General features: G+C 63.5%; 24 protein-coding genes and 2 tRNA genes. 22 read left to right on the top strand and 4 right to left on the bottom strand.

Translation table 11 applies throughout. The features are described from left to right. The first annotated feature begins 108 nt into the window (after positions 1-108). Positions 109-876, top strand: a complete 768-nt coding sequence (locus ACFPU0_RS16430) for an FCD domain-containing protein (protein WP_377694255.1) — start codon at positions 109-111, stop codon at positions 874-876. A gap of 180 nt (positions 877-1,056) precedes the next feature. Here ACFPU0_RS16430 and smpB read toward each other — a convergent pair whose 3' ends face one another. Then, entirely contained in the window at positions 1,057-1,536 is a 480-nt protein-coding gene (gene smpB / locus ACFPU0_RS16435; RefSeq protein ID WP_377694257.1) for an SsrA-binding protein SmpB, read from the bottom strand. Between the two features lie 155 nt (positions 1,537-1,691). On the opposite strand from smpB, the gene ACFPU0_RS16440 reads away from it, so the two are divergent. Together ACFPU0_RS16440 and ACFPU0_RS16445 are read left to right on the top strand one after the other, a co-directional pair. Further along, positions 1,692-2,126 (top strand): type II toxin-antitoxin system RatA family toxin, encoded by a 435-nt coding sequence (locus tag ACFPU0_RS16440; RefSeq protein ID WP_377694258.1) that lies wholly within the window; start codon positions 1,692-1,694, stop codon positions 2,124-2,126. Then, a complete protein-coding gene (locus ACFPU0_RS16445) occupies positions 2,119-2,439 on the top strand; it encodes an RnfH family protein (RefSeq protein WP_377694259.1) in 321 nt (106 codons plus the stop codon). Before ACFPU0_RS16440 ends, ACFPU0_RS16445 begins: the two co-directional genes overlap by 8 nt. A 52-nt stretch (positions 2,440-2,491) precedes the next feature. On the opposite strand, the gene ACFPU0_RS16450 is transcribed toward ACFPU0_RS16445, so the two are convergent. Then, complete coding sequence (locus ACFPU0_RS16450; protein ID WP_377694260.1) at positions 2,492-3,019, bottom strand: outer membrane protein assembly factor BamE; 528 nt, start codon at positions 3,017-3,019, stop codon at positions 2,492-2,494. 98 nt (positions 3,020-3,117) lie between these two features. On the opposite strand from ACFPU0_RS16450, the gene fur reads away from it, so the two are divergent. Then, on the top strand, positions 3,118-3,522 hold the full coding sequence (gene fur / locus ACFPU0_RS16455) for a ferric iron uptake transcriptional regulator (RefSeq protein WP_377694262.1): 405 nt from the start codon (positions 3,118-3,120) through the stop codon (positions 3,520-3,522). 57 nt (positions 3,523-3,579) lie between these two features. On the opposite strand, the gene recN is transcribed toward fur, so the two are convergent. After that, entirely contained in the window at positions 3,580-5,253 is a 1,674-nt protein-coding gene (recN, locus tag ACFPU0_RS16460) for a DNA repair protein RecN (protein ID WP_377694263.1), read from the bottom strand. 157 nt (positions 5,254-5,410) lie between these two features. On the opposite strand from recN, the gene grpE reads away from it, so the two are divergent. The 9 genes from grpE to ACFPU0_RS16505 all read left to right on the top strand — a co-directional run bounded on the left by grpE (position 5,411) and on the right by ACFPU0_RS16505 (position 16,270). Beyond that, positions 5,411-5,980, top strand: coding sequence for a nucleotide exchange factor GrpE (gene grpE, locus ACFPU0_RS16465; protein ID WP_377694265.1), 570 nt, complete (start codon positions 5,411-5,413; stop codon positions 5,978-5,980). 99 nt (positions 5,981-6,079) lie between these two features. Further along, positions 6,080-7,993, top strand: coding sequence for a molecular chaperone DnaK (dnaK, locus tag ACFPU0_RS16470; protein ID WP_377694266.1), 1,914 nt, complete (start codon positions 6,080-6,082; stop codon positions 7,991-7,993). A 123-nt stretch (positions 7,994-8,116) separates the two neighbouring features. Next, on the top strand, positions 8,117-9,244 hold the full coding sequence (gene dnaJ, locus ACFPU0_RS16475) for a molecular chaperone DnaJ (RefSeq protein ID WP_377694268.1): 1,128 nt from the start codon (positions 8,117-8,119) through the stop codon (positions 9,242-9,244). Positions 9,245-9,331: 87 nt separating this feature from the next. Next, complete coding sequence (gene dapB, locus ACFPU0_RS16480) at positions 9,332-10,135, top strand: 4-hydroxy-tetrahydrodipicolinate reductase (RefSeq protein ID WP_377694269.1); 804 nt, start codon at positions 9,332-9,334, stop codon at positions 10,133-10,135. 183 nt (positions 10,136-10,318) lie between these two features. Beyond that, entirely contained in the window at positions 10,319-11,455 is a 1,137-nt protein-coding gene (gene carA, locus ACFPU0_RS16485) for a glutamine-hydrolyzing carbamoyl-phosphate synthase small subunit (RefSeq protein ID WP_377694271.1), read from the top strand. 26 nt (positions 11,456-11,481) lie between these two features. Then, positions 11,482-12,132 carry a leucine efflux protein LeuE gene (leuE, locus tag ACFPU0_RS16490; protein WP_377694326.1) on the top strand — a complete coding sequence of 217 codons (651 nt, stop codon included), beginning with the start codon at positions 11,482-11,484 and terminating at the stop codon, positions 12,130-12,132. A gap of 19 nt (positions 12,133-12,151) precedes the next feature. Further along, positions 12,152-15,373 (top strand): carbamoyl-phosphate synthase large subunit, encoded by a 3,222-nt coding sequence (carB, locus tag ACFPU0_RS16495; RefSeq protein ID WP_377694273.1) that lies wholly within the window; start codon positions 12,152-12,154, stop codon positions 15,371-15,373. Beyond that, positions 15,370-15,846, top strand: coding sequence for a transcription elongation factor GreA (gene greA / locus ACFPU0_RS16500; protein WP_377694274.1), 477 nt, complete (start codon positions 15,370-15,372; stop codon positions 15,844-15,846). Before carB ends, greA begins: the two co-directional genes overlap by 4 nt. Next, positions 15,824-16,270, top strand: coding sequence for a DUF4149 domain-containing protein (locus ACFPU0_RS16505; RefSeq protein WP_377694275.1), 447 nt, complete (start codon positions 15,824-15,826; stop codon positions 16,268-16,270). The genes greA and ACFPU0_RS16505 overlap by 23 nt, the downstream gene beginning before the upstream one ends. A 22-nt stretch (positions 16,271-16,292) precedes the next feature. On the opposite strand, the gene ACFPU0_RS16510 is transcribed toward ACFPU0_RS16505, so the two are convergent. After that, positions 16,293-16,607 (bottom strand): YhbY family RNA-binding protein, encoded by a 315-nt coding sequence (locus ACFPU0_RS16510; RefSeq protein WP_377694276.1) that lies wholly within the window; start codon positions 16,605-16,607, stop codon positions 16,293-16,295. Between the two features lie 76 nt (positions 16,608-16,683). Here ACFPU0_RS16510 and rlmE point away from each other — a divergent pair, with 76 nt between their 5' ends. The 9 genes from rlmE (at position 16,684) to rimP (ending at position 23,707) form a co-directional block, all read left to right on the top strand. Beyond that, positions 16,684-17,307, top strand: a complete 624-nt coding sequence (gene rlmE, locus ACFPU0_RS16515; RefSeq protein ID WP_377694277.1) for a 23S rRNA (uridine(2552)-2'-O)-methyltransferase RlmE — start codon at positions 16,684-16,686, stop codon at positions 17,305-17,307. Between the two features lie 198 nt (positions 17,308-17,505). Further along, positions 17,506-19,419 (top strand): ATP-dependent zinc metalloprotease FtsH, encoded by a 1,914-nt coding sequence (gene ftsH / locus ACFPU0_RS16520; protein WP_377694278.1) that lies wholly within the window; start codon positions 17,506-17,508, stop codon positions 19,417-19,419. A 9-nt stretch (positions 19,420-19,428) separates the two neighbouring features. Next, complete coding sequence (gene folP / locus ACFPU0_RS16525; protein WP_377694279.1) at positions 19,429-20,280, top strand: dihydropteroate synthase; 852 nt, start codon at positions 19,429-19,431, stop codon at positions 20,278-20,280. 18 nt (positions 20,281-20,298) lie between these two features. Next, positions 20,299-21,639, top strand: coding sequence for a phosphoglucosamine mutase (glmM, locus tag ACFPU0_RS16530; RefSeq protein WP_377694280.1), 1,341 nt, complete (start codon positions 20,299-20,301; stop codon positions 21,637-21,639). A gap of 65 nt (positions 21,640-21,704) precedes the next feature. Continuing rightward, a complete protein-coding gene (tpiA, locus tag ACFPU0_RS16535) occupies positions 21,705-22,460 on the top strand; it encodes a triose-phosphate isomerase (RefSeq protein WP_377694281.1) in 756 nt (251 codons plus the stop codon). Positions 22,461-22,464: 4 nt separating this feature from the next. Next, entirely contained in the window at positions 22,465-22,848 is a 384-nt protein-coding gene (gene secG / locus ACFPU0_RS16540) for a preprotein translocase subunit SecG (protein ID WP_377694282.1), read from the top strand. A gap of 10 nt (positions 22,849-22,858) precedes the next feature. After that, a tRNA-Leu gene (locus ACFPU0_RS16545) sits at positions 22,859-22,944 on the top strand. A gap of 97 nt (positions 22,945-23,041) precedes the next feature. Continuing rightward, positions 23,042-23,118, top strand: a tRNA-Met gene (locus tag ACFPU0_RS16550). A 130-nt stretch (positions 23,119-23,248) separates the two neighbouring features. Beyond that, positions 23,249-23,707, top strand: coding sequence for a ribosome maturation factor RimP (rimP, locus tag ACFPU0_RS16555; protein WP_377694284.1), 459 nt, complete (start codon positions 23,249-23,251; stop codon positions 23,705-23,707). Positions 23,708-23,716 lie beyond the last annotated feature (9 nt).

The raw sequence follows: 23,716 nt of genomic DNA on the forward strand, positions 1-23,716 counted from the left end.
TGGCGTGCTTCTTGTGTGTGGCCTGCGCGCTGGTTAGGCTGCCGCGTCACGCGCCGCAGGCGCCGTTCCAGAAGGCCGCCGGGTGTGGCGTGAGAGGTGGGTAGAGCAATGGGATTCGGTCAGGTACGTCAGCGCCGTCTGTCGGACGATATCGTCAGCCAGCTGGAAGCGATGATCCTCGAAGGCACCTTGAAGGCGGGTGAGCGGCTGCCGGCCGAGCGCGCGCTGGCCGAGCAGTTCGGCGTGTCGCGGCCATCGTTGCGCGAGGCGATCCAGAAACTGGTGGCCAAGGGGCTGCTGGTCAGCCGCCAGGGTGGCGGCAACTATGTCGCCGCCGAGTTGGGCGCCACCTTCAGCGATCCGCTACTGCAGCTGCTGGAAAGCAATCCCGAGGCCCAGCGGGACCTGCTGGAGTTCCGTCATACCCTGGAAGGCTCTTGCGCCTATTACGCGGCGCAACGGGCGACTGAGGTGGACCACGAGCGCCTCACCGAGGCCTATGAAAGCCTCCAGGCCTGCTATGCGCCGGGCAGCAAGGCGACCAGGGCGGAGGAGGGGGCGGCCGATGCGCGCTTCCACCTGGCCATTGCCGAGGCCAGCCACAACGCCGTGCTGCTGCACACCATTCGCGGCCTCTTCGACCTGCTCAAGCACAACGTGGTGACCAATATCGGCGGCATGTACCTGCAGCGCAGCGAGACCCGCGAGATGCTGACCAGGCAGCACCGTGCGCTCTACGAGGCGATCATCGAGCGGCGTGCCGAGGAGGCGCGGGAGATTTCCCACCAGCATATCCAGTACGTGCAGGAGGTCCTGGAGGAGTCCCAACTGGAAGCTCGGCGACTGGCCCGGGCGCAGCGGCGCCAGGGGATCTGATAAAAGCCGGAAAGGGCGCTGGAGGCTGAAGGCTGGACGAAAAGGCTTGACATGGCACCGCGCCGAGCGAAGCCTTTTCAGCTTTCAGCTTTCAGCTTTCAGCTTTCAGCTTTCAGCTTTCAGCTTTCAGCTTTCAGCTTTCAGCTTTCAGCTTTCAGCTTTCAGCTTTCAGCTTTCAGCCTATTCCTTGCCCTTGGTACGCATGGCTCGCGCGATCTCGCGGTCGGAATCGCGTTCCTTCTCCGTGGCGCGCTTGTCGAATTCCTTCTTGCCCTTGGCCAGGGCGATCTCGCACTTGATCAGGTGCTTCTTCCAGTAGAGCGACAGCGCCACGCAGGCATAGCCCTTCTGCTGCACCGCGCCGAACAGCTTGCCCAGCTCGCGCTTGTGCAGCAGCAGCTTGCGGGTGCGCACCGGATCGGCGATCACGTGGGTACTGGCGGTCTTCAATGGGGTGATGTGGCTGCCCAGCAGCCAGGCTTCGCCGTCCTTGAGCAGCACGTAGCTGTCCACCAGCTGTGCCTTCCCGGCGCGCAGGCTCTTCACTTCCCAGCCGGCGAGGGCCAGGCCGGCCTCGAACTTCAGCTCGATGGAATAGTCGTGCAGCGCCTTCTTGTTGAGGGCGATGGTGCCTTGGGGATGTTTCTTTTGCTTAGCCATAGGCGGCGCATTATAGGGAGTCGCAGACGGCGCGGCTACGGCGGCGTAGGCTTGAGCGTTATCGGCGAATCCCCGACAATGCGGCACTTTTTTCTGACCAGCCCGACCCTGCGCACGCCCGCGCGACGCGGCTCGGAACCCCGTTCGAGGCCAAGATGACCACCCATATCCAGCGCTCCGCCCTGTTGCCGTTCCCTGCGCAGGCGCTCTACGACCTGGTCAACGACGTGGCGCGCTACCCGGAATTCCTGCCCTGGTGCTCGGCGGCCACCGTGATGGAAGAGAGCGAGAGCCACATGCTGGCCAGTCTCGAAGTGGCCAAGGGCAGCATCAGCCAGCGCTTTGTCACCCGCAACCGGCTGGATCATGGCAAGACCATCGAGATGAACCTGGAGGAGGGGCCGTTCACCCAGTTGCATGGCGTCTGGCATTTCAAGGCCCTGGGCGAGAAGGCCTGCAAGATCAGTCTGGATCTGCGCTTCGACTACGCCGGCCCGATCATCAAGGCGACGCTGGGGCCGCTGTTCAACCAGGCCGCCAATACCCTGGTCGACGCGTTCTGCCAGCGGGCGAAACAGCTCTATGGCTGAGGACATGATCCGGGTCGAGGTGGTCTACGCCCTGGCCGGCCGCCAGGAATTGCTGCGCCTGGTCTTCCCCAGGGGCAGCGATGCCCGTGAAGCGGTACTGCGTTCGGGAATGGACGAACGCTTCCCCGGGCTGGACCTTGCCAACTGCCCGCTGGGCATATTCGGCAAGGCACTGCCCAGGCCTGAAGAGCGGGTGTTGGAAGAGGGGGACAGGGTGGAGATCTACCGGCCGCTGATCGCCGATCCCAAGGAAGTGCGCAAGCAGCGTGCGGCCAAGGCTGCCCAGGCCCGCGCCGGCGAACGGCAGGCCTGAATCCCGCCCATGAAAAAGCCCGGGCCAGCCCGGGCTTTTTTGTTGCCGCATGTTATTGCGGCGAAGTTTCCAGCGGTTCCGGAATCGGTACCGGGACGGGTTCGGCGCTGTCCACTTCCTTCTGGATCTTCTCCAGCAGCGAGCCCGGTGCCGCCGGCTCTTCCGGCTTGGGCTGCTCTTTGGGCTGCTCGGGCTTGACCTCGGTGGTGGTGCTCTCGCCGCCGAGGATGGCCTCGTCACGGCTTACGCCGGGCATGAAGTCGCCGGCCAGGCCGATAAGTTGATCGTTGTTGTCGAACATCAGGCTGACACGTTCCTGGAGGCGTTGGCCGCCGCCCGGCTGGATGCTGTAGAGGTAGTCCCAGCGGTTGGCGTGGAAGGTGTCGGTGATCAGCGGATTGCCCATGATAAACCGCACTTGACGCCGGGTCATTCCAGGCTTCAACTGGTCTATCATGTCCTGCGTCACGACGTTGCCCTGCTGGATGTCGATCTTGTATACCCCCGGAAACGAGCAACCGGCGAGTGCGAGCAAGCCTGCGAATGAGAGGCTGGTCAGCAGGAGCTTGGTGTTTTGCATCAAGGGGAGACTTCCACTATCTTGGCTGGGCATCAAAAGCCCGATCATACCTGCATTAAGGGAAGCTGCGAAAGCAGCATTCCTCGAGAAAGCTGACCATGGTTGAAAACAACGAACTGCGTAAAGCCGGCCTGAAGGTGACCTTGCCTCGGGTCAAGATCCTCCAGATGCTCGACTCCACCGAGCAGCGCCACATGAGCGCGGAGGACGTTTACAAGGCCCTGATGGAAGCCGGCGAAGATGTCGGCCTGGCCACCGTCTACAGGGTCCTGACCCAGTTCGAGGCGGCGGGCCTGGTGGTACGCCACAACTTCGATGGCGGCCATGCTGTCTTCGAGCTGGCCGATAGCGGTCACCACGACCATATGGTGTGTGTGGACTCCGGTGAAGTGATCGAATTCTTCGATCCCGAAATCGAGAAGCGCCAGAAGGAGATCGTCAGGGAGCGTGGCTTCGAGCTGGTCGACCACAATCTGGTGTTGTACGTGCGCAAGAAGAAGTAAGCGCAGCCTGTAGGAAAAAGGCGACCTCCGGGTCGCCTTTTTCGTTTTGGGGTGGAATCAGCCCTGGGCGCTGGCCACCATCTTGCGGGCGTGCGCCAGGGACTCTTCGGTGAGGTCGACGCCGCCCAGCATCCGCGCGATCTCTTCGATGCGCGGCGCCTCCAGCAGCTTGGCCACCGCCGTGCGGGTCTCTTCGGTGCCGCGTTCCTTGTGCACGAAGAGGTGGTGGTGGCCCTGGGCGGCCACCTGCGGCAAGTGGGTGACGGTGAGCACCTGGCCGCGTTCGCCCAGGCGGCGCAGCAGCTGGCCCACCACCTCGGCGGTGGGGCCGCCAATGCCCACATCCACTTCGTCGAAGACCAGGGTGGGCACCCGCGAGGTCTGTGCGGTAATCACCTGGATGGCCAGGCTGATGCGTGACAGCTCGCCGCCCGAGGCTACCTTGGCCAGGGTCTTGAGGGGCTGGCCCGGGTTGGCGCTGACGAGGAATTCCACCTGTTCCAGGCCCTGCTGTTGCGGTTCCTGTGCCTGGCTGGCCTGCAGTTGGATGCTGAAGCGCCCGCCGGGCATGCCCAGGCGCTGCATTTCTACCTGCACCGCACCGGCCAGTTGTTCGGCGGCCTCGCTGCGCAGTCTGCTCAGCTCAGTGGCCTTTTCCAGGTAATGGCGCTCGTAGGCGGCCAGCTCCTCGGCCAGGCGTTCGGCGGCTTCGTCGTCGGCGTTCAGGGCCTCCAGTTCTTCCAGCTGTCGCAGTTGCAGTTCGGCCAGGTCGCCCGGCTGGACCCGGTGCTTGCGCGCCAGGGTATAGATGGTGTCGAGGCGCTCCTCCAGCGCTTGCTGGCGCTCGGGGTCGGCGTCGAAATGGTCGAGGAAGCGGTTCAGTTCGCCCACGGCTTCCTCGACCTGGATCTGCGCGCTGGACAGCAGGTTGACCGCCTCGGCCAGGGCGCCGGGCTGGGAGTGGAAGGCGGTGATGCGGTTGAGGCTGGCGGTCAAGGCGCTGAGTACGTTGCCGGCATCGCTTTCGCTGCACATGTCGATGACCTGGCGGCAGGCGGCCAGCAGGCTTTCCGCATTGGTCAGGTTCTTGTGCTCCAGTTCCAGTTGTTCCAGCTCGTTCTCGCCCAGTGCGAGGTTTTCGAGTTCGTCCAGCTGGTAGCTCAGCAGCTGATGGCGAGCACGTTGTTCGTCGCCGGCGCGGGACAGGCGCTCCAGTTCCTGGCGGGTCTGCCGCCAGCGCTGGGCGGCCAGCTGCACCTGCCGGGCGAGCTCGCTGGCGCCGGCGAACTCGTCCAGCAAGCGACGATGGGTGTCGGCCTTGAGCAGTGACTGGTGCTCGTGCTGGCTGTGGATATCGATCAGCAGTTCGCCCAGGGTCTTGAGGTCGCTCTGGGGGCAGGGGCTGCCGTTTATATAGGCGCGGGTGCGGCCCTCGGCGGTGATGACGCGGCGCAGGATGCAGGGGCCGTCGTTGTCCAGGTCGCGCTCGGCCAGCCAGGCGCGGGCTTCGGGGATGTCGGCGACGTCGAAGCTGGCGAGGATATCCGCCTTGTCGGCGCCGGGGCGCACCACGCCGCTGTCGGCGCGGTCGCCCAGGGTCAGGCCGAGGGCGTCGAGCATGATCGATTTGCCGGCCCCGGTTTCGCCGGTGATCACGGACATGCCGCCCTCGAGCTCCAGGTCCAGGTGCTCGACGATGGCGTAGTTGTGGATCGACAGGTGTACCAGCATGGTGCGACTCCCGCGCTGAGTTGGCTGTGTATTTATACAGTGTTTGTTTTCTGGCTGACAATTGCCCCTCCCCCTTGAAGCGACAAAATGGCGGCCCCATATAGACGGACATATCAGCGGGTCTTTCCCGCAGCTGTCTTTTTATGAGGAGGAAGGCATGGCCGACGAACAGACCCTGGATACCCAGACCCCCGAAGCGAATTCCGCTGCTGAAGCCGCGTCCGGCGAAGACCTCGCTGCTCGCGTGCAGGTGCTGGAAGAGCAGCTGGCCGCGGCCCAGGATCAGTCGCTGCGCGTGGCCGCCGAGCTGCAGAACGTCCGCCGCCGCGCCGAGCAGGACGTGGAGAAGGCGCACAAGTTCGCCCTGGAGAAATTCGCCAATGACCTGCTGCCGGTCGTCGACAGCCTGGAGCGTGGCCTGGAGCTGACCAGCGCCACCGACGAGGCGATCAAGCCGGTGCGCGAGGGTATGGAACTGACCCTCAAGCTGTTCCACGACACCCTCAAGCGCTACCAGCTGGAAGCCGTGGACCCGCACGGTGCGCCCTTCAATCCGGAGCACCACCAGGCCATGGCCATGCAGGAAAGCGCCCACGTCGAGCCGGGTAGCGTGCTCAAGGTGTTCCAGAAGGGCTACCTGCTCAATGGTCGCCTGCTGCGCCCCGCCATGGTGGTGGTCAGCAAGGCGCCGAGCGAGGCGCCGCCGTCGATCGACGAGAAGGCTTGAAATCCGCCCTCGGGCCCCCATCTGTTAGTTCAAGCGTTTATTGCTGCCGCGGCCCGTTGAGCAGGGCCGCGGAGAATCCAAAGTTTCGGGAGAGAGAATATGGGCAAAATCATCGGTATCGACCTGGGGACCACCAACTCCTGCGTGGCCATCCTGGAAAACGGCAATGTCAAGGTGATCGAGAACGCCGAAGGCGCTCGCACCACGCCGTCCATCATCGCCTACACCAACGACGGCGAGACCCTGGTGGGTCAGTCCGCCAAGCGTCAGGCGGTGACCAACCCGCAGAACACCCTGTACGCCGTGAAGCGCCTGATCGGCCGTCGTTACGAAGAAGACGTCGTACAGAAAGACATCAAGATGGTTCCCTACAAGATCGCCAAGGCCGATAACGGTGACGCCTGGGTGGAAGTGAAGGGCCAGAAGATGGCACCGCCGCAGATTTCCGCGGAAGTGCTGAAGAAGATGAAGAAGACCGCCGAAGACTACCTCGGCGAGCCGGTGACCGAAGCGGTGATCACCGTTCCGGCCTACTTCAACGACAGCCAGCGCCAGGCTACCAAGGACGCCGGCCGCATCGCCGGCCTGGACGTCAAGCGCATCATCAACGAACCGACCGCGGCTGCGCTGGCCTATGGCATGGACAAGGCCAAGGGCGACCACACCGTGATCGTCTATGACCTGGGCGGCGGTACCTTCGACGTGTCGGTGATCGAGATCGCCGAAGTCGATGGCGAGCACCAGTTCGAAGTGCTGGCCACCAACGGCGACACCTTCCTGGGTGGCGAAGACTTCGACCTGCGCCTGATCGACTACCTCGTCGACGAGTTCAAGAAGGAATCCGGCATGGACCTCAAGGGTGACCCCCTGGCCATGCAGCGCCTGAAGGAAGCTGCCGAGAAGGCGAAGATCGAGCTGTCCTCCGCCCAGCAGACCGACGTCAACCTGCCGTACATCACCGCAGACCAGACCGGTCCGAAGCACCTGAACGTGAAGATTTCCCGCGCCAAGCTGGAAGCCCTGGTGGAAGACCTGGTCGCCCGTACCATCGAGCCCTGCCGCATCGCCCTGAAGGACGCCGGCCTGGACGTGTCCGACATCCAGGAAGTCATCCTGGTCGGCGGCCAGACCCGTATGCCGCTGGTGCAGAAGCAGGTAGCCGACTTCTTCGGCAAGGAGCCGCGCAAGGACGTCAACCCGGACGAGGCCGTGGCCATCGGTGCCGCCATCCAGGGCGCCGTACTGGCAGGTGACGTGAAGGACGTGCTGCTGCTCGACGTATCCCCGCTGACTCTCGGTATCGAGACCTTGGGTGGCGTGATGACCGCGCTGATCGAAAAGAACACCACCATCCCGACCAAGAAGTCGCAGGTGTTCTCCACCGCCGACGACAACCAGTCCGCCGTGACCATTCACGTGCTGCAGGGCGAGCGCAAGCAGGCCTCGCAGAACAAGTCCCTGGGCAAGTTCGACCTGGCCGAGATTCCGCCGGCTCCGCGTGGCGTGCCGCAGATCGAAGTGACCTTCGACATCGATGCCAACGGTATCCTGCACGTCGGTGCGAAGGACAAGGCCACTGGCAAGCAGCAGTCCATCGTGATCAAGGCCAACTCCGGCCTGTCCGAGGAAGAAATCCAGCAGATGGTGCGCGACGCCGAGGCCAATGCCGAGGAAGACCGCAAGTTCGAGGAACTGGCCGCTGCCCGCAACCAGGGTGACGCGCTGGTCCACGCCACTCGCAAGATGATCACCGAGGCTGGCGACAAGGCCACCGCCGAGGAGAAGGCCGCCATCGAGAAGGCGCTGGGCGAGCTGGAAGTCGCTGTGAAGGGTGACGACAAGGCTGAAATCGAAGCCAAGATGAACGCCCTGTCCCAGGCTTCCACCCCGCTGGCGCAGAAGATGTACGCCGACCAGGCCCAGGCCGGTGAGCAGCCGCAGGGCGCCACCGCGGACAAGGCTTCCGACGATGCCGTCGACGCCGAGTTCGAAGAGGTCAAGGAAAACAAGTAAGTGTCACGCTTGCTTCCGCCCCAGCGTGCGGGGCTAGACGCCCCGTACGCCTGATCCGCCACGCGGGAGCTTGCTCCCGCGTTGGCGTGTCTGGGGCTGGTGAATTCGAGAGTGCAGGAAACTATGGCTAAACGTGACTTTTACGAAATCCTCGGTGTCGAGCGCGGCGCCAGCGAGGCCGAGCTGAAGAAGGCCTACCGCCGCCTCGCCATGAAGTACCACCCGGACCGTAACCCGGGCGACAAGGCTGCGGAAGAAAAATTCAAGGAGGCCAACGAGGCCTACGAAATTCTCTCCGATGCCAGCAAGCGCACGGCCTACGACCAGTATGGCCACGCTGGCGTGGACCCGCAGATGGGGGCGGGCGCTGGTGCCGGTTTCGGCGGGGCCAGTTTCTCCGACATTTTCGGCGATGTGTTCAGCGATTTCTTCGGTGGCCAGCGTGGCGGCCAGCGCGGCGGTCCGCAGCGCGGCAGCGACCTGCGCTACACCCTCGAGCTGGACCTGGAAGAGGCTGTGCGCGGCACCACGGTCACCATCCGTGTGCCGACGCTGGTCAACTGCAAGACCTGCGACGGCTCGGGTGCGAAGAAGGGAACCAGCCCGGTCACCTGCACCACCTGTGGCGGTATCGGCCAGGTGCGCATGCAGCAGGGCTTCTTCTCGGTGCAGCAGACCTGCCCGCGTTGCCACGGCAGCGGCAAGATGATCAGCGACCCCTGTGGCAGCTGCCATGGGCAGGGGCGTGTGGAAGAGCACAAGACCCTGTCGGTGAAGGTGCCGGCCGGTGTCGATACCGGCGACCGCATCCGCCTCTCCGGTGAAGGCGAAGCTGGTGCCCTGGGTGGCCCGCCCGGCGACCTCTACGTGGTGGTCAATGTACGCGAGCACCCGATCTTCCAGCGCGATGGCAAGCACCTCTACTGCGAAGTGCCGATCAGTTTCGCTGACGCGGCCCTCGGCGGCGAGCTGGAAGTGCCGACCTTGGACGGCCGGGTCAAGCTGAAGATTCCGGAGGCGACCCAGACCGGCAAGCTGTTCCGTCTGCGCGGCAAGGGCGTGGCGCCGGTGCGTGGCGGTGGCGCGGGGGACCTGATGTGCCGGGTGGTGGTGGAAACGCCGGTCAACCTGGACAAGCGCCAGCGCGAACTGCTCGACGAGTTTCGCAAGACGCTGCAGAGCGATGGTTCCCATTCGCCCAAGGCCAGCAGCTGGTTTGAAGGCATGAAGCGTTTCTTCGGCGATCTCTAATCAGTGAGCTGGAAGCTGGAAGCTGGAGGCCTGAAGTGCCCCGGCTTTCGCTTCCAGCTTCAGGCTTCCAGCTTGGAGCTTTCTTTTATGCGACGTATTGCTGTGATGGGCGCCGCCGGGCGCATGGGCAAGAACCTGATCGAGGCGGTACAGCAGGCGCAGGGCGCCGGCCTGACCGCAGCCATCGATCGTCCGGACAGCACCCTGGTCGGCGCCGACGCCGGTGAGCTGGCGGCCCTGGGCCGCATCGGCGTGCCGCTGTCCGGAGACCTGGCCAAGGTGGTCGACGAGTTCGACGTGCTGATCGACTTCACCCACCCCTCGGTGACCCTGAAGAACCTGGAAGTCTGCCGCCAGGCCGGCAAGGCCATGGTGATCGGCACCACCGGCTTCTCCGCGGAAGAGAAGGCCCTGCTGGCGAGCGCTGCCAGGGAGATTCCCATCGTCTTCGCTGCCAACTTCAGCGTCGGTGTGAACCTCTGCCTCAAGTTGCTGGATACCGCCGCCCGCGTATTGGGTGACGAGGTGGACATCGAGATCATCGAAGCCCATCACCGCCACAAGGTGGATGCGCCGTCCGGTACCGCGCTGCGCATGGGTGAGGTGGTGGCCGATGCCCTGGGGCGCGACCTGTCGAAGGTGGCCGTATATGGCCGCGAAGGCCAGACCGGCGCCCGCGCCCGCGAGACCATCGGCTTCGCCACCGTGCGCGCAGGTGACGTGGTGGGCGATCACACCGTCTTGTTTGCGGCGGAGGGCGAGCGCGTGGAAATCACCCACAAGGCGTCCAGTCGCATGACCTTCGCCCGCGGTGCGGTACGTGCGGCTCTCTGGCTGGAAGGCCAGGAAGCCGGCCTTTACGACATGCAGGATGTGCTCGGACTGCGTTGATATGCCGAATGGAATGTCTTTCGGGTGGACCGAAATGACGCATTCCTATAAACTGCAGCTTTAGTGTGTCCACTAAAAGTTACGCAGAAATGGCTCAGATAAAAAAGCGGGGTGACGGTATCAGCGTCATCCCGCTTTTTTACAACCTGCGTTTGCTTCAGCCTTGATCTACGGGAGGTCTTCTTGACTAAGCCAGCCATACTCGCGCTTGCCGACGGCAGCATTTTTCGCGGCGAAGCCATTGGGGCCGATGGCCATACCATCGGCGAGGTGGTGTTCAACACCGCCATGACCGGCTATCAGGAAATCCTTACCGATCCTTCCTATGCCCAGCAAATCGTTACCCTGACCTATCCGCACATCGGCAACACCGGCACCACCCCGGAAGACGCCGAGGCCAACCGCGTATGGGCTGCCGGCCTGATCATCCGCGACCTGCCGCTGCTGGCCAGCAACTGGCGCAACAAGCAGTCGCTGCCGGATTACCTGAAAGAAAACGGCACCGTCGCCATCGCCGGTATCGATACCCGTCGCCTGACCCGCATCCTGCGCGAGAAGGGCTCGCAGAACGGCTGCATCCTGGCCGGTGACGACGCCACCGAAGAGAAGGCTCTGGAGCTGGCGCGCAGCTTCCCGGGCCTGAAAGGCATGGACCTGGCCAAGGTGGTGTCCTGCGAGGAGCGCTACGAGTGGCGTTCCAGCGTGTGGAACCTGGAAAGCGACAGCCATCCGGAAATCGCCACCAGCGAGCTGCCCTACCATGTGGTGGCCTATGACTTCGGCGTCAAGCTGAACATCCTGCGCATGCTGGTGGCCCGTGGCTGCCGCCTGACCGTGGTGCCGGCGCAGAGCCCGGCCAGCGAGGTGCTGGCGCTGAACCCGGACGGCATCTTCCTCTCCAACGGCCCTGGCGACCCCGAGCCGTGCGACTACGCCATCCAGGCCATCCGCGAGTTCCTCGACACCGAGATCCCGGTGTTCGGCATCTGCCTCGGCCACCAGCTGCTGGCCCTGGCCTCCGGTGCCAAGACCGTGAAGATGGGCCATGGCCACCATGGCGCCAACCACCCGGTGCAGGACATCGACTCCGGCGTGGTGATGATCACCAGCCAGAACCACGGTTTCGCCGTGGACGAGTCGACCCTGCCGAGCAATCTGCGCGCCACCCACAAGTCGCTGTTCGACGGCACCCTGCAGGGCATCGAGCGTACCGACAAGGTCGCCTTCAGCTTCCAGGGCCACCCGGAAGCCAGCCCCGGCCCGCACGACGTGGCGCCGCTGTTCGACCGCTTCATCTCGGCCATGGCCGAGCGTCGCTGAGACCGCTGCAGGGGCTTGCGAAGATGATGCCGACCCTGGGGATCACCGACCTCTGGACCTATGTCCTGGGTACGCTGTTCATCGTCCTGCTGCCGGGGCCGAACTCGCTGTTCGTGCTCGCCAGTGCCGCCCAGCGCGGCGTCGGCGCCGGCTACCGGGCGGCCAGTGCGGTGTTCCTTGGCGATGCGATCCTGATGCTGCTTTCGGCGCTGGGGATCGCCTCGCTGCTCAAGGCCGAGCCGCTGCTGTTCCTCGGCCTGAAGTACGTCGGTGCCGCCTACCTGTTCTACTTGGGGGTAGGCATGCTCCGGGGTGGCTGGCAAAAGCTGCGCCACCCGGTCGAGCAGGCCGGCCCGGCGAAGGACCTGGACGTCAATCAGCCGTTCCGCAAGGCACTGCTGCTGAGCCTGTCCAACCCCAAGGCGATCCTCTTCTTCGTGTCCTTCTTCATCCAGTTCGTCGACCCGGCATACGCCTACCCCGGGCTGTCGTTCCTGGTACTGGGCACGATCCTCGAAGTCATCAGCGCCATTTACCTGAGTTTCCTGATTTTTTCCGGTGTGCGCCTGGCGGCCTGGTTCCGCCGGCGGCAACGGCTGGCTGCCGGCGCCTCGAGCGGCGTCGGCGCCCTGTTCGTCGGCTTTGGCGTGAAGCTGGCCACCGCAACCCTGTCCTGATTATTGCAACGAGAGTCCCATGCCCAAGCGTACAGACATCAAGAGCATCCTGATCCTCGGTGCCGGCCCCATCGTGATCGGCCAGGCCTGCGAGTTCGACTACTCCGGCGCCCAGGCCTGCAAGGCCCTGAAGGAAGAAGGCTTCCGCGTCATCCTGGTGAACTCCAACCCGGCCACCATCATGACCGACCCGGCCATGGCCGACGCCACCTACATCGAGCCGATCAAGTGGGCCAGCGTCGCCAAGATCATCGAGAAGGAGCGCCCTGACGCCCTGCTGCCCACCATGGGCGGCCAGACCGCTCTGAACTGCGCCCTGGACCTGGAGCGCCATGGCGTGCTGGCCAAGTTCGGCGTGGAAATGATCGGCGCCAACGCCGACACCATCGACAAGGCCGAGGACCGTTCGCGCTTCGACAAGGCGATGAAGGATATCGGCCTGTCCTGCCCGCGCTCGGGTATCGCCCACAGCATGGAAGAAGCCTATGGCGTCCTGGAAAAGGTCGGCTTCCCCTGCATCATCCGTCCGTCCTTCACCATGGGTGGCACCGGCGGCGGTATCGCCTACAACCGCGAAGAGTTCGAAGAAATCTGCGCCCGCGGCCTCGACCTGTCGCCGACCAACGAGCTGCTGATCGACGAATCCCTGATCGGCTGGAAGGAATACGAGATGGAGGTGGTCCGCGACAAGAAGGACAACTGCATCATCGTCTGCTCCATCGAGAACTTCGATCCCATGGGCGTGCACACCGGTGACTCCATCACTGTGGCCCCGGCCCAGACCCTGACCGACAAGGAATACCAGATCATGCGCAACGCCTCCCTGGCGGTGCTGCGCGAGATCGGCGTCGAGACCGGCGGTTCCAACGTGCAGTTCGGCATCTGCCCGAACACCGGCCGCATGGTGGTGATCGAGATGAACCCGCGGGTATCGCGCTCCTCGGCCCTGGCGTCCAAGGCCACCGGCTTCCCGATCGCCAAGATCGCCGCCAAGCTGGCCGTCGGCTACACCCTCGACGAGCTGCAGAACGACATCACCGGCGGCCGCACCCCGGCGTCCTTCGAGCCGGCCATCGACTACGTGGTGACCAAGGTCCCGCGCTTCGCCTTCGAGAAGTTCCCGAAAGCCGACGCCCGCCTGACCACCCAGATGAAATCCGTGGGCGAGGTCATGGCCATCGGCCGTACCTTCCAGGAGTCCGTGCAGAAAGCCCTGCGCGGCCTGGAAGTGGGCGTCGCCGGCTTCGATCCCAAGCTCGACCTGAACGATCCGGAAGCCCAGGGCATCCTCAAGCGCGAGCTGACCGTGCCGGGCGCCGAGCGTATCTGGTACGTGGCTGACGCCTTCCGCGCCGGCAAGACCATCGAGGAAGTCTTCGAGCTGACCCGCATCGACGAGTGGTTCCTGGTGCAGATCGAAGACCTGGTCAAGGACGAGGAACGCATCAAGACCCTCGGCCTGTCCGGCATCGACGCCGACCTGATGCGCAAGCTCAAGCGCAAGGGTTTCTCCGACGCGCGCCTGGCCAAGCTGCTCGGCGTCACCGAGAAGAACCTGCGCAGCCACCGCCACAAGCTGAAGGTGCTGCCGGTGTTCAAGCGTGTGGACACCTGCGCCGCCGAATTCGCCACCGACACCGCCTACATGTACTCGACCTACGAGGAAGAGTGCGAAGCCAACCCGTCGACCCGCGATAAGATCATGATCCTCGGCGGCGGCCCCAACCGTATCGGCCAGGGTATCGAGTTCGACTACTGCTGCGTACACGCTGCGCTGGCCATGCGTGAAGATGGTTACGAGACCATCATGGTCAACTGCAACCCGGAAACCGTCTCCACCGACTACGACACCTCCGACCGCCTCTACTTCGAGCCGGTGACCCTGGAAGACGTGCTGGAGATCGTTCGCGTCGAGCAGCCCAAGGGCGTGATCGTGCAGTACGGCGGCCAGACTCCGCTGAAGCTCTGCCGCGCCCTGGAAGAGGCCGGCGTACCGATCATCGGCACCAGCCCCGACGCCATCGACCGCGCCGAAGACCGTGAGCGCTTCCAGCAGATGGTGCAGCGCCTGAACCTGCGCCAGCCGGCCAACGCCACCGCGCGCAGCGAAGACGAGGCCCTGGCCCTGTCGAAGAGCATCGGCTACCCGATGGTGGTGCGCCCGTCCTACGTGCTGGGCGGCCGTGCGATGGAAATCGTCTATCAGGAAGAAGAGCTCAAGCGCTACATGCGCGAGGCCGTGAAGGTCTCCAACGACAGCCCGGTGCTGCTGGACCGCTTCCTCAACTGCGCTATCGAAGTCGACATCGATGCGGTGTGCGACGGCGAGACCGTGGTGATCGGCGCGATCATGCAGCACATCGAACAGGCCGGTGTGCACTCCGGTGACTCCGCCTGCTCGCTGCCGCCGTACTCGCTGCCGCAGCACATCCAGGACGAGATCCGTGAGCAGGTCAAGAAAATGGCCCTGGAACTCGGCGTCGTCGGCCTGATGAACGTGCAGATGGCCGTGCAGGGCGAAGACATCTACGTCATCGAGGTGAACCCGCGCGCCTCCCGTACCGTGCCCTTCGTCTCCAAGTGCATCGGCGAGTCCCTGGCCAAGGTCGCCGCCCGCGTGATGGCCGGCAGGAGCCTCAAGGAAATCGGCTTCACCAAGGAAATCATCCCGCCGTTCTTCAGTGTCAAGGAAGCGGTGTTCCCCTTCGCCAAGTTCCCGGGCGTCGACCCGATCCTCGGCCCGGAAATGAAGTCCACCGGCGAAGTGATGGGCGTGGGCGACAGCTTCGGCGAAGCCTTCGCCAAGGCCCAGGTGGGTGCCAGCGAGATCCTGCCGAACTCGGGCACCGTGTTCATCAGTGTGCGCGAGGACGACAAACCGATGGTCGCCCAGGTCGCTCGCGACCTGATCGAACTGGGTTTCGAAGTGGTCGCCACCTCCGGCACCGCCCGGGTGATCGAAGCCGCCGGCCTGCCGGTTCGCCGCGTGAACAAGGTGACCGAAGGTCGTCCCCATGTCGTTGACATGATCAAGAACGATGAGGTTACCCTCATCATCAACACCACCGAGGGGCGTCAGTCTATCGCTGACTCCTATTCGATCCGTCGTAACGCACTGCAGCACAAGATCTACTGCACCACCACCATCGCGGCTGGTCAGGCGATCTGTGAAGCGCTCAAGTTCGGTCCCGAGAAGACCGTGCGCCGTCTGCAGGATCTCCATGCAGGAATCAAGGCATGACCAAATTTCCGATGACCGTCCAGGGCGCTCGCGCCCTGGAAGATGAACTCAAACACCTGAAAGGCGTGATGCGTCCGCAGATCACCCAGGCCATCGCCGAAGCGCGTGAACTGGGCGACCTCAAGGAAAACGCCGAGTACCATGCCGCCCGCGAACAGCAGGGCATGGTCGAGGCGCGCATCCGGGATATCGAAGGGCGCCTGCAGAACGCCCAGGTCATCGATGTCGCGTCGCTGCCCCACACCGGCAAGGTGATCTTCGGCGTGACCGTGGACATCGCCAACGTCGACACCGACGAAACCGTGACCTACCAGATCGTCGGCGACGACGAAGCGGACATCAAGCTGGGCAAGCTGTCGGTCAGTTCCCCCATCGCCCGTGCCCTGGTGGGCAAGGAGGAAGGGGACGTGGTGACGGTCAAGACTCCGAGCGGTGTCGTCGAGTACGAGATTGTCGAAGTCCGCCACGTCTAAGTCATCGTCCTTCGGGGCTGGCACCATCGCCTGGCAGCTGGCCCAGACATTCTGGGTCGGCGGCCTCTGGTTGCTGCACTTCGTGATGTTACCGGTGCTGGAGCGCATAGGCCTGGCGCCGATGCTGGTGGAGGAAGTGGCCGCCACCCTGCGGCCGCTGCTGGTGGCTTTCGCCGGTTTCTGTGCGTTGCTCCAGGCCCTGCTGCTGATCCAGTATGCGGGGCTTGCTCGTCTCTGGCGCGATGCGCGCGCGCAGCTGCTGGCCGCGGTACTGACCCTGGTGGTGGTGTTTCTGCTGGTGCGCTTCTGGATGCCGGAGGCGTTGTACTGGCTGAACTTCAGCTATCTGTTGCTGGCCTTCTGCGGCCTGCTGCTGGTGATCCAGCCCATGCCGGCGAAGCTGGCGGAGGGCCGGGCGCGCTGAATGCGCGCCCTTGGCGGGAGGTTCAGAGACCGCTGAAGCGGCTGATGTTGGACAGGTTGCGATTCGGCTTGGGGTTGCGGCGATAGACCAGCGCCATCTTGCCGATGACCTGGACCAGCTCGCAGTTGCCGGCGGCGCAGAGTTCTTCGATCAGGGCGCGGCGGTCGTCGCGCTCGATGATGCGGAACTGGACCTTGATCAGTTCATGGTCGTTCAGCGCGCGTTCCAGTTCGGCCAGCACGCCTTCGGTCAGGCCGTTTTCGGCGACCGTCAATACCGGTTTCAGATGATGACCGATAGATTTGTATTGCTTCTTGTGCTCCTGTGAGAGCGCCATAATCAGACCCCTGCGAAAAAAGGCTGGTAGTTTACCCGAGTGATTCCGGGGCGCACAGCCGAACACGAGGTATCCCGTGGCCCGTTCCAAGACTAGCCATCGTTGGCTGAAAGAACACTTCGACGACCCCTACGTCAAAATGGCGCAAAAGGACGGCTACCGTTCCCGTGCCAGCTACAAGCTGCTGGAAATCCAGGAAAAGGACCGCATCCTGCGGCCTGGCATGACCGTTGTCGACCTCGGTGCCGCTCCGGGCGGCTGGTCCCAGGTCACCAGCCGGGTCATCGGCGATCGTGGCCGGCTGATCGCTTCCGATATCCTGGAAATGGATAGCATTCCCGATGTGACCTTCATTCAAGGTGACTTCACCGAGGATGCGGTCTTCTCGCGCATCCTCGAAGCGATCGGTGACCACCCGGTAGACCTTGTGATTTCCGATATGGCCCCCAATATGAGTGGAGTGAGGGCTGCCGACCAGCCAAGGGCGATGTATCTCTGCGAGCTGGCGCTGGATCTGGCGGGGCGTGTGCTGCGCCCGGGCGGGGATTTCCTGATCAAGATCTTCCAGGGCGAAGGCTTCGACGTCTACCACAAGCAAGTGCGCGAGATGTTCGACAAGGTGCAGATGCGCAAGCCGCTTTCGTCGCGTGACCGCTCCCGGGAGCAATACCTGCTCGCGCGCGGCTTCCGCGGGGAATAGACTGCAACGGGGACCTGACTCATGGGTCCCGTCTGCAGGGCTGGACGCTGCAGGGAGGCCGCAAGGTCTCATAAAGGGTTACAGACGGCGCCTGCCAGGGGTAGGGGTTGTGTAGTAAGTTAGGCCGGTTAATCACCAGCGTCATGCGGGGTGCGCTCCAGGAAGGGGCCCGTTCCAGAGGGTAGCTAATTGAACGATATGGCAAAAAATCTGATCCTGTGGCTGATCATCGCCGCTGTGCTTGTCACGGTGATGAACAATTTCTCCAGCCCGAGCGAACCGCAGACCCTTAACTACTCGGAATTCATCGAGCAGGTTAAAGAAGGCAAGGTCGAGCGCGTGACCGTCGATGGCTTCGTCATCACCGGCAAGCGCAATGACGGCGAGCCCTTCAAGACCATTCGTCCGGCCATCCAGGATGGCGGCCTGATCGGCGACCTGATCGACAACAACGTGATCATCGAAGGCAAGCAGCCCGAGCAGCAGAGCATCTGGACCCAGTTGCTGGTGGCCAGCTTCCCGATCCTCGTGATCATTGCCGTCTTCATGTTCTTCATGCGCCAGATGCAGGGCGGCGGCGGCGGTCGCGGCGGCCCCATGAGCTTCGGCAAGAGCAAGGCGCGCCTGCTGTCGGAAGACCAGGTAAAGACCACCTTCGCCGACGTCGCCGGTTGCGACGAGGCCAAGGAAGAGGTCAGCGAACTGGTGGAGTTCCTCCGCGATCCGGGCAAGTTCCAGCGCCTGGGCGGCCGTATCCCGCGCGGCGTGCTGATGGTCGGTCCGCCCGGTACCGGCAAGACCCTGCTGGCCAAGGCCATCGCCGGTGAGGCCAAGGTGCCCTTCTTCACCATCTCCGGTTCCGACTTCGTCGAAATGTTCGTCGGTGTCGGCGCGTCCCGTGTCCGCGACATGTTCGACCAGGCCAAGAAACACGCGCCGTGCATCATTTTCATCGACGAAATCGACGCCGTTGGTCGCCATCGTGGTGCCGGCCTGGGCGGTGGTCATGACGAGCGCGAGCAGACCCTCAACCAGTTGCTGGTAGAGATGGACGGCTTCGAGATGAACGACGGCATCATCGTCATCGCCGCCACCAACCGTCCTGACGTGCTGGACCCGGCCCTGCTGCGTCCGGGCCGCTTCGACCGCCAGGTGGTGGTCGGCCTGCCGGATATCCGCGGCCGCGAGCAGATTCTCAAGGTACACATGCGCAAGGTGCCCATGGGCGACGACGTCGACCCGGCGGTGATCGCACGTGGTACCCCCGGTTTCTCCGGTGCCGACCTGGCCAACCTGGTCAACGAGGCTTCGCTTTTCGCCGCGCGGGTCAACAAGCGCCTGGTGGAAATGAAGGAATTCGAGCTGGCCAAGGACAAGATCATGATGGGCGCCGAGCGCAAATCCATGGTCATGTCCGAGAAGGAGAAGCTCAACACCGCGTTCCACGAGGCTGGCCACGCCATCGTCGGTCGCCTGGTGCCCGAGCATGACCCGGTATACAAGGTGTCGATCATTCCGCGCGGTCGTGCCCTCGGCGTGACCATGTTCCTCCCCGAGGAAGACCGCTACAGCCTGTCCAAGCGCGCACTGACCAGCCAGATCTGCTCGCTGTTCGGTGGCCGTATCGCCGAAGAGATGACCCTGGGCTTCGATGGTGTCACCACCGGCGCCTCCAACGACATCATGCGTGCCACCCAGATCGCCCGGAACATGGTGACCAAGTGGGGGCTTTCCGAGAAGCTCGGTCCGTTGATGTATGCGGAAGAGGAGGGCGAGGTATTCCTGGGTCGCAGTGCGGGTGCCCAGCACGCCAACGTCTCCGGTGAAACCGCGAAGCTGATCGACCAGGAAGTTCGCCGCATCATCGACGAGTGCTACTCCACCGCGAAGAACCTGCTGGTGGAGAACCGCGACAAGCTCGACATGATGGCCGAAGCGCTGATGAAGTACGAAACCATCGACTCCGAACAGATCGATGACATCATGGCCGGTCGCGCGGCTCGCGAGCCGAAGGACTGGCAAGGCGGTTCCGGCACCTCCGGCACACCCGCGCCGCGTGAAGAGACGCCGCGTCCTGAAGCTCCCATCGGCGGGCCTGCCGGCGAACACTAAGGCCTGTAGATGAAGTCAGCGCAGTACCCGACCCGGTTGCCTTGTGGCAGCCGGGTTCTCGATCTGGCCCAGCCGCATGTGATGGGCATTCTCAATGTCACCCCGGACTCCTTTTCCGATGGCGGTCGCTTCAGCGGATGTGATTCCGCGCTGCGCCATGCCGCGGAAATGGTCGCTGCGGGGGCTACCCTGATCGATGTCGGCGGCGAATCGACGCGGCCCGGTGCGCGTCCGGTCTCGCCCACCGAGGAACTGGAGCGTGTCGCACCAGTGGTCGAGGCCATCGCTCGCGAACTGGACGTGGTGATTTCCCTGGATACTTCCACTCCGGCGGTGATGCGCGAGGGCGCGCGCCTCGGTGCCGGGATGATCAACGACGTGCGTGCCTTGCGTCGCGAAGGGGCCCTGGAAGCGGCGGCCGATACCGGTCTTGCGGTCTGTCTCATGCATATGCTCGGCGAGCCGGGCAACATGCAGCAGGATCCGCGCTACGACGACGTCGTGCGGGAGGTGCGGGATTTCCTCGCCGAGCGCATGCTGGCCTGTCGCGCTGCGGGCATCATGGACGACCGGATCGTCCTGGACCCGGGCTTCGGCTTCGCCAAGAACCTGGCCCACAACCTCAGCCTGTTCAAGCATATGGAGGCGCTGCACGAGTTGGGGCGTCCCTTGCTGGTCGGGGTCTCTCGCAAAAGCATGATTGGTCAGGCGCTCGGACGGGAAGTCCATGAGCGCCTGTACGGCAGTGTTGCCCTGGCCGCCCTGGCGGTGGCCAAGGGGGCCTGCATCCTGCGCGTTCACGATGTCGCCGAAACCGCTGACGCCGTACGCATGATCGCCGCGGTGCAAGCGGCGGAATAAGACAACACGGAGCATTTCATGAGCAGAAAGTATTTTGGTACCGACGGTATTCGTGGGCGTGTGGGCCAGTTCCCGATTACTCCGGATTTCATGCTCAAGCTCGGCTGGGCCGCCGGCATGGCGTTCCGCAAGCAAGGCAAGTGCCGCATCCTGATCGGCAAGGACACACGGATTTCCGGCTACATGTTCGAGTCCGCCCTCGAGGCGGGCCTGTTGGCCGCCGGTGCCGATGTCATGCTGCTCGGCCCCATGCCGACCCCGGCCATCGCCTACCTGACCCGCACCTTCCTGGCTGACGCGGGTATCGTCATCAGTGCGTCCCATAATCCGCACCACGACAACGGCATCAAGTTCTTCTCCGGCCAGGGCACCAAGCTCTCGGACGAAGTGGAGCTGATGATCGAGGAGCTGCTCGACCAGCCGATGACGGTGGTGGAGTCCGAGCAACTGGGCAAGGTCACCCGCATCAACGATGCCGCGGGGCGCTATATCGAATTCTGCAAGAGCACCACCCCCATCAGTACCGACTTCGCCGGCCTGAAGCTGGTGGTGGACTGCGCCCATGGCGCCACTTACCGGGTGGCGCCAAGCGTGTTCCGCGAGTTGGGTGCCCAGGTGAGCGTGCTGGCGGCGCAGCCTAACGGCCTCAACATCAACGATGAATGCGGCTCCACCCATATGGCCAGTCTGCAGGCGGCGGTGGTCGCGCAGCACGCCGACATCGGCATTGCCTTCGACGGCGACGGCGACCGCGTGCTGATGGTCGACCACACCGGCGCTGTGGTGGATGGCGACGAACTGATCTATCTCATCGCCCGCGATCTCCAGGGACGCGGCAAGCTGAGCGGCGGCGTGGTCGGTACCCTGATGAGCAATCTTGGGCTGGAGCTGGCGCTCAAGGACCTGGCTATCCCCTTCGTGCGTGCCAAGGTCGGCGACCGCTATGTGATGAGCGAGCTGCAGGCCAATGGCTGGACCCTGGGCGGCGAGAACTCCGGTCATATCGTCTGCAGCCATTTCACCACCACTGGGGACGCCATCATTTCCGCCCTGCAGGTGCTGCTCGCCCTGCAACACAGCGGCCGGTCCCTGGCCGAGGCGCGACAGGGCATGCGCAAGTGCCCGCAGGTACTGATCAACGTGCGCTATGCCGGCGGCGATGTGGACCCGGTCAGCCATCCGGCGGTCAAGGATGCCTCGGCCCGTGTCACCGAGCAGATGGCGGGCCGTGGCCGCGTCCTCCTGCGCAAGTCCGGCACCGAGCCGCTGGTTCGTGTGATGGTCGAGGGCGACGATGAAAAGCTGGTTCGCGACTACGCCGAAGAGCTGGCCCAGGTCGTGAAAGAGGTATGTGCTTGATTTCTCTTGCTAGTTGGAAATCACTTGGGTAATATCTGCGCCCACTTTGATCGACGAGATAAAGCATGCGCCGACCTCTGGTAGCCGGTAACTGGAAAATGCACGGTACCCGCGCCAGTGTTGCAGACCTGATCAATGGCTTGCGTCATTTGGTCTTGCCTGCTGGAGTTGACGTCGCGGTCATGCCGCCAAGTCTGTTCATCGGCCAGGTCGTTCAAGGCCTGGATGGCAACTCGATTGTCGTCGGTGCGCAGGATTGTGCGGTGGAGCCGGTGCAGGGAGCCCTCACCGGAGAGATCGCGGCGAGCCAGTTGGTGGATGTGGGTTGCAAGCTGGTTCTGGTCGGTCATTCGGAGCGTCGCCTGATACTGGGCGAAAGCGACGAAGTCGTGAGTCGCAAGTTCGCGGCTGCTCAATCCTGTGGTCTGGTGCCGGTGCTTTGCGTTGGCGAGACTCGGGAGCAGCGCGAAGCCGGCAGAACGCTCGAAGTTGTCGGGCGTCAGCTGGGAAGCGTGATCGAAGAGCTTGGTGTGGGCGCGTTTGCGCAGGCGGTAATTGCCTATGAGCCGGTATGGGCGATAGGTACGGGGCTGACGGCCTCGCCGCAACAGGCGCAGGAAGTTCATGCGGCGATTCGTTCGCAATTGTCGGCCGAGGATGCCGATATTGCTCGCGGCGTACGGATTCTGTACGGCGGCAGTGTGAAGGCGGCCAGTGCGGCCGATTTGTTCGGCATGCCGGATATCGATGGGGGGCTCGTTGGTGGTGCCTCCCTGAATGCGGATGAGTTCGGTGCGATCTGTCGCGCCGCAGGAAGCTGACGAGATGCTGGAAACTGTCGTGATTGTGGTGCACCTGCTGGTGGCCCTGGGTGTGGTAGGCCTGGTGCTGGTCCAGCAGGGTAAAGGTGCGGATGCTGGCGCCTCCTTCGGTGCCGGTGCTTCGGCAACCGTATTCGGAAGCCAAGGTTCCGCTACCTTTCTGAGTAGAGTTACTGCTATACTCGCTGCGGTTTTTTTCATTACCAGCCTGGGCTTAGCGTACTTCGCTAAGGAAAAGGCTGAAGCGCTGAGCAACGTTGGCCTGCCGGATCCGGCGGTCCTCGAAGTCCAGCCGAGCAAGCCGGCAGCTGATGATGTGCCGGTGCTTGAAGAGCAGAAGCCAGCTACCCAGTCGGGTGATGTGCCGCAGGCTCCAGAGCAGAAGTAAGGCAAGTTTTGCCGAGGTGGTGGAATTGGTAGACACGCTACCTTGAGGTGGTAGTGGCCATAGGCTGTAGGGGTTCGAGTCCCCTCCTCGGTACCATACAAAGAGACGCCCGCAGCAATGCGGGCTTTCTTTTTCGCGGGATGTTCGGTTGACCATGCAAGGTGCTGGCCGTATACTTTCGCACCAGCTTTGACGCGGGGTGGAGCAGTCTGGTAGCTCGTCGGGCTCATAACCCGAAGGTCGTTGGTTCAAATCCAGCCCCCGCAACCAGTAGTCGCGAAGCCCCTTTTTAGGGGCTTTTTGCTAGCTGGACAGTTGACCTCCGATCACAGATCAGACGGTTTGAAGGGATGGGCGTTTCGCCCATTTTTTATTTCCACAGCATGCGAGAGGCGATCAGGTGTCGAGCAAGCTAGAACAGTTGCAGGCCTTGTTGGCCCCGGTAGTCGAAGCGCTCGGTTATAAGTGCTGGGGCATCGAGTTCCTGTCCCAGGGGCGGCATTCCCTGCTGCGGATCTATATCGATCACGAAAACGGCATCCTGGTCGACGACTGCGAGAAGGTCAGCCGGCAGATCAGTGGTGTACTCGACGTCGAGGACCCGATCAGCAGCGAGTACACCCTCGAAGTCTCGTCGCCGGGCATGGATCGTCCGTTGTTCACCCTTGAGCAGTTCGCGGCCCACGCCGGTGAACTGGTCAAGATCAAGCTGCGTTCGCCTTTCGAGGGACGACGCAATTTTCAGGGGCTTCTCCGCGGGGTGGAGGAGCAGGACGTGGTGGTTCTCATCGAAGACCGCGAGTTCCTCCTGCCGATCGAGTCGATCGACAAGGCCAACATCATTCCCCGTTTTGACTGAGACGCGGAT

The sequence above is a fragment of the Pseudomonas sp. GCM10022186 genome (assembly GCF_042656385.1).
In the GTDB taxonomy this organism is placed as follows: domain Bacteria; phylum Pseudomonadota; class Gammaproteobacteria; order Pseudomonadales; family Pseudomonadaceae; genus Metapseudomonas.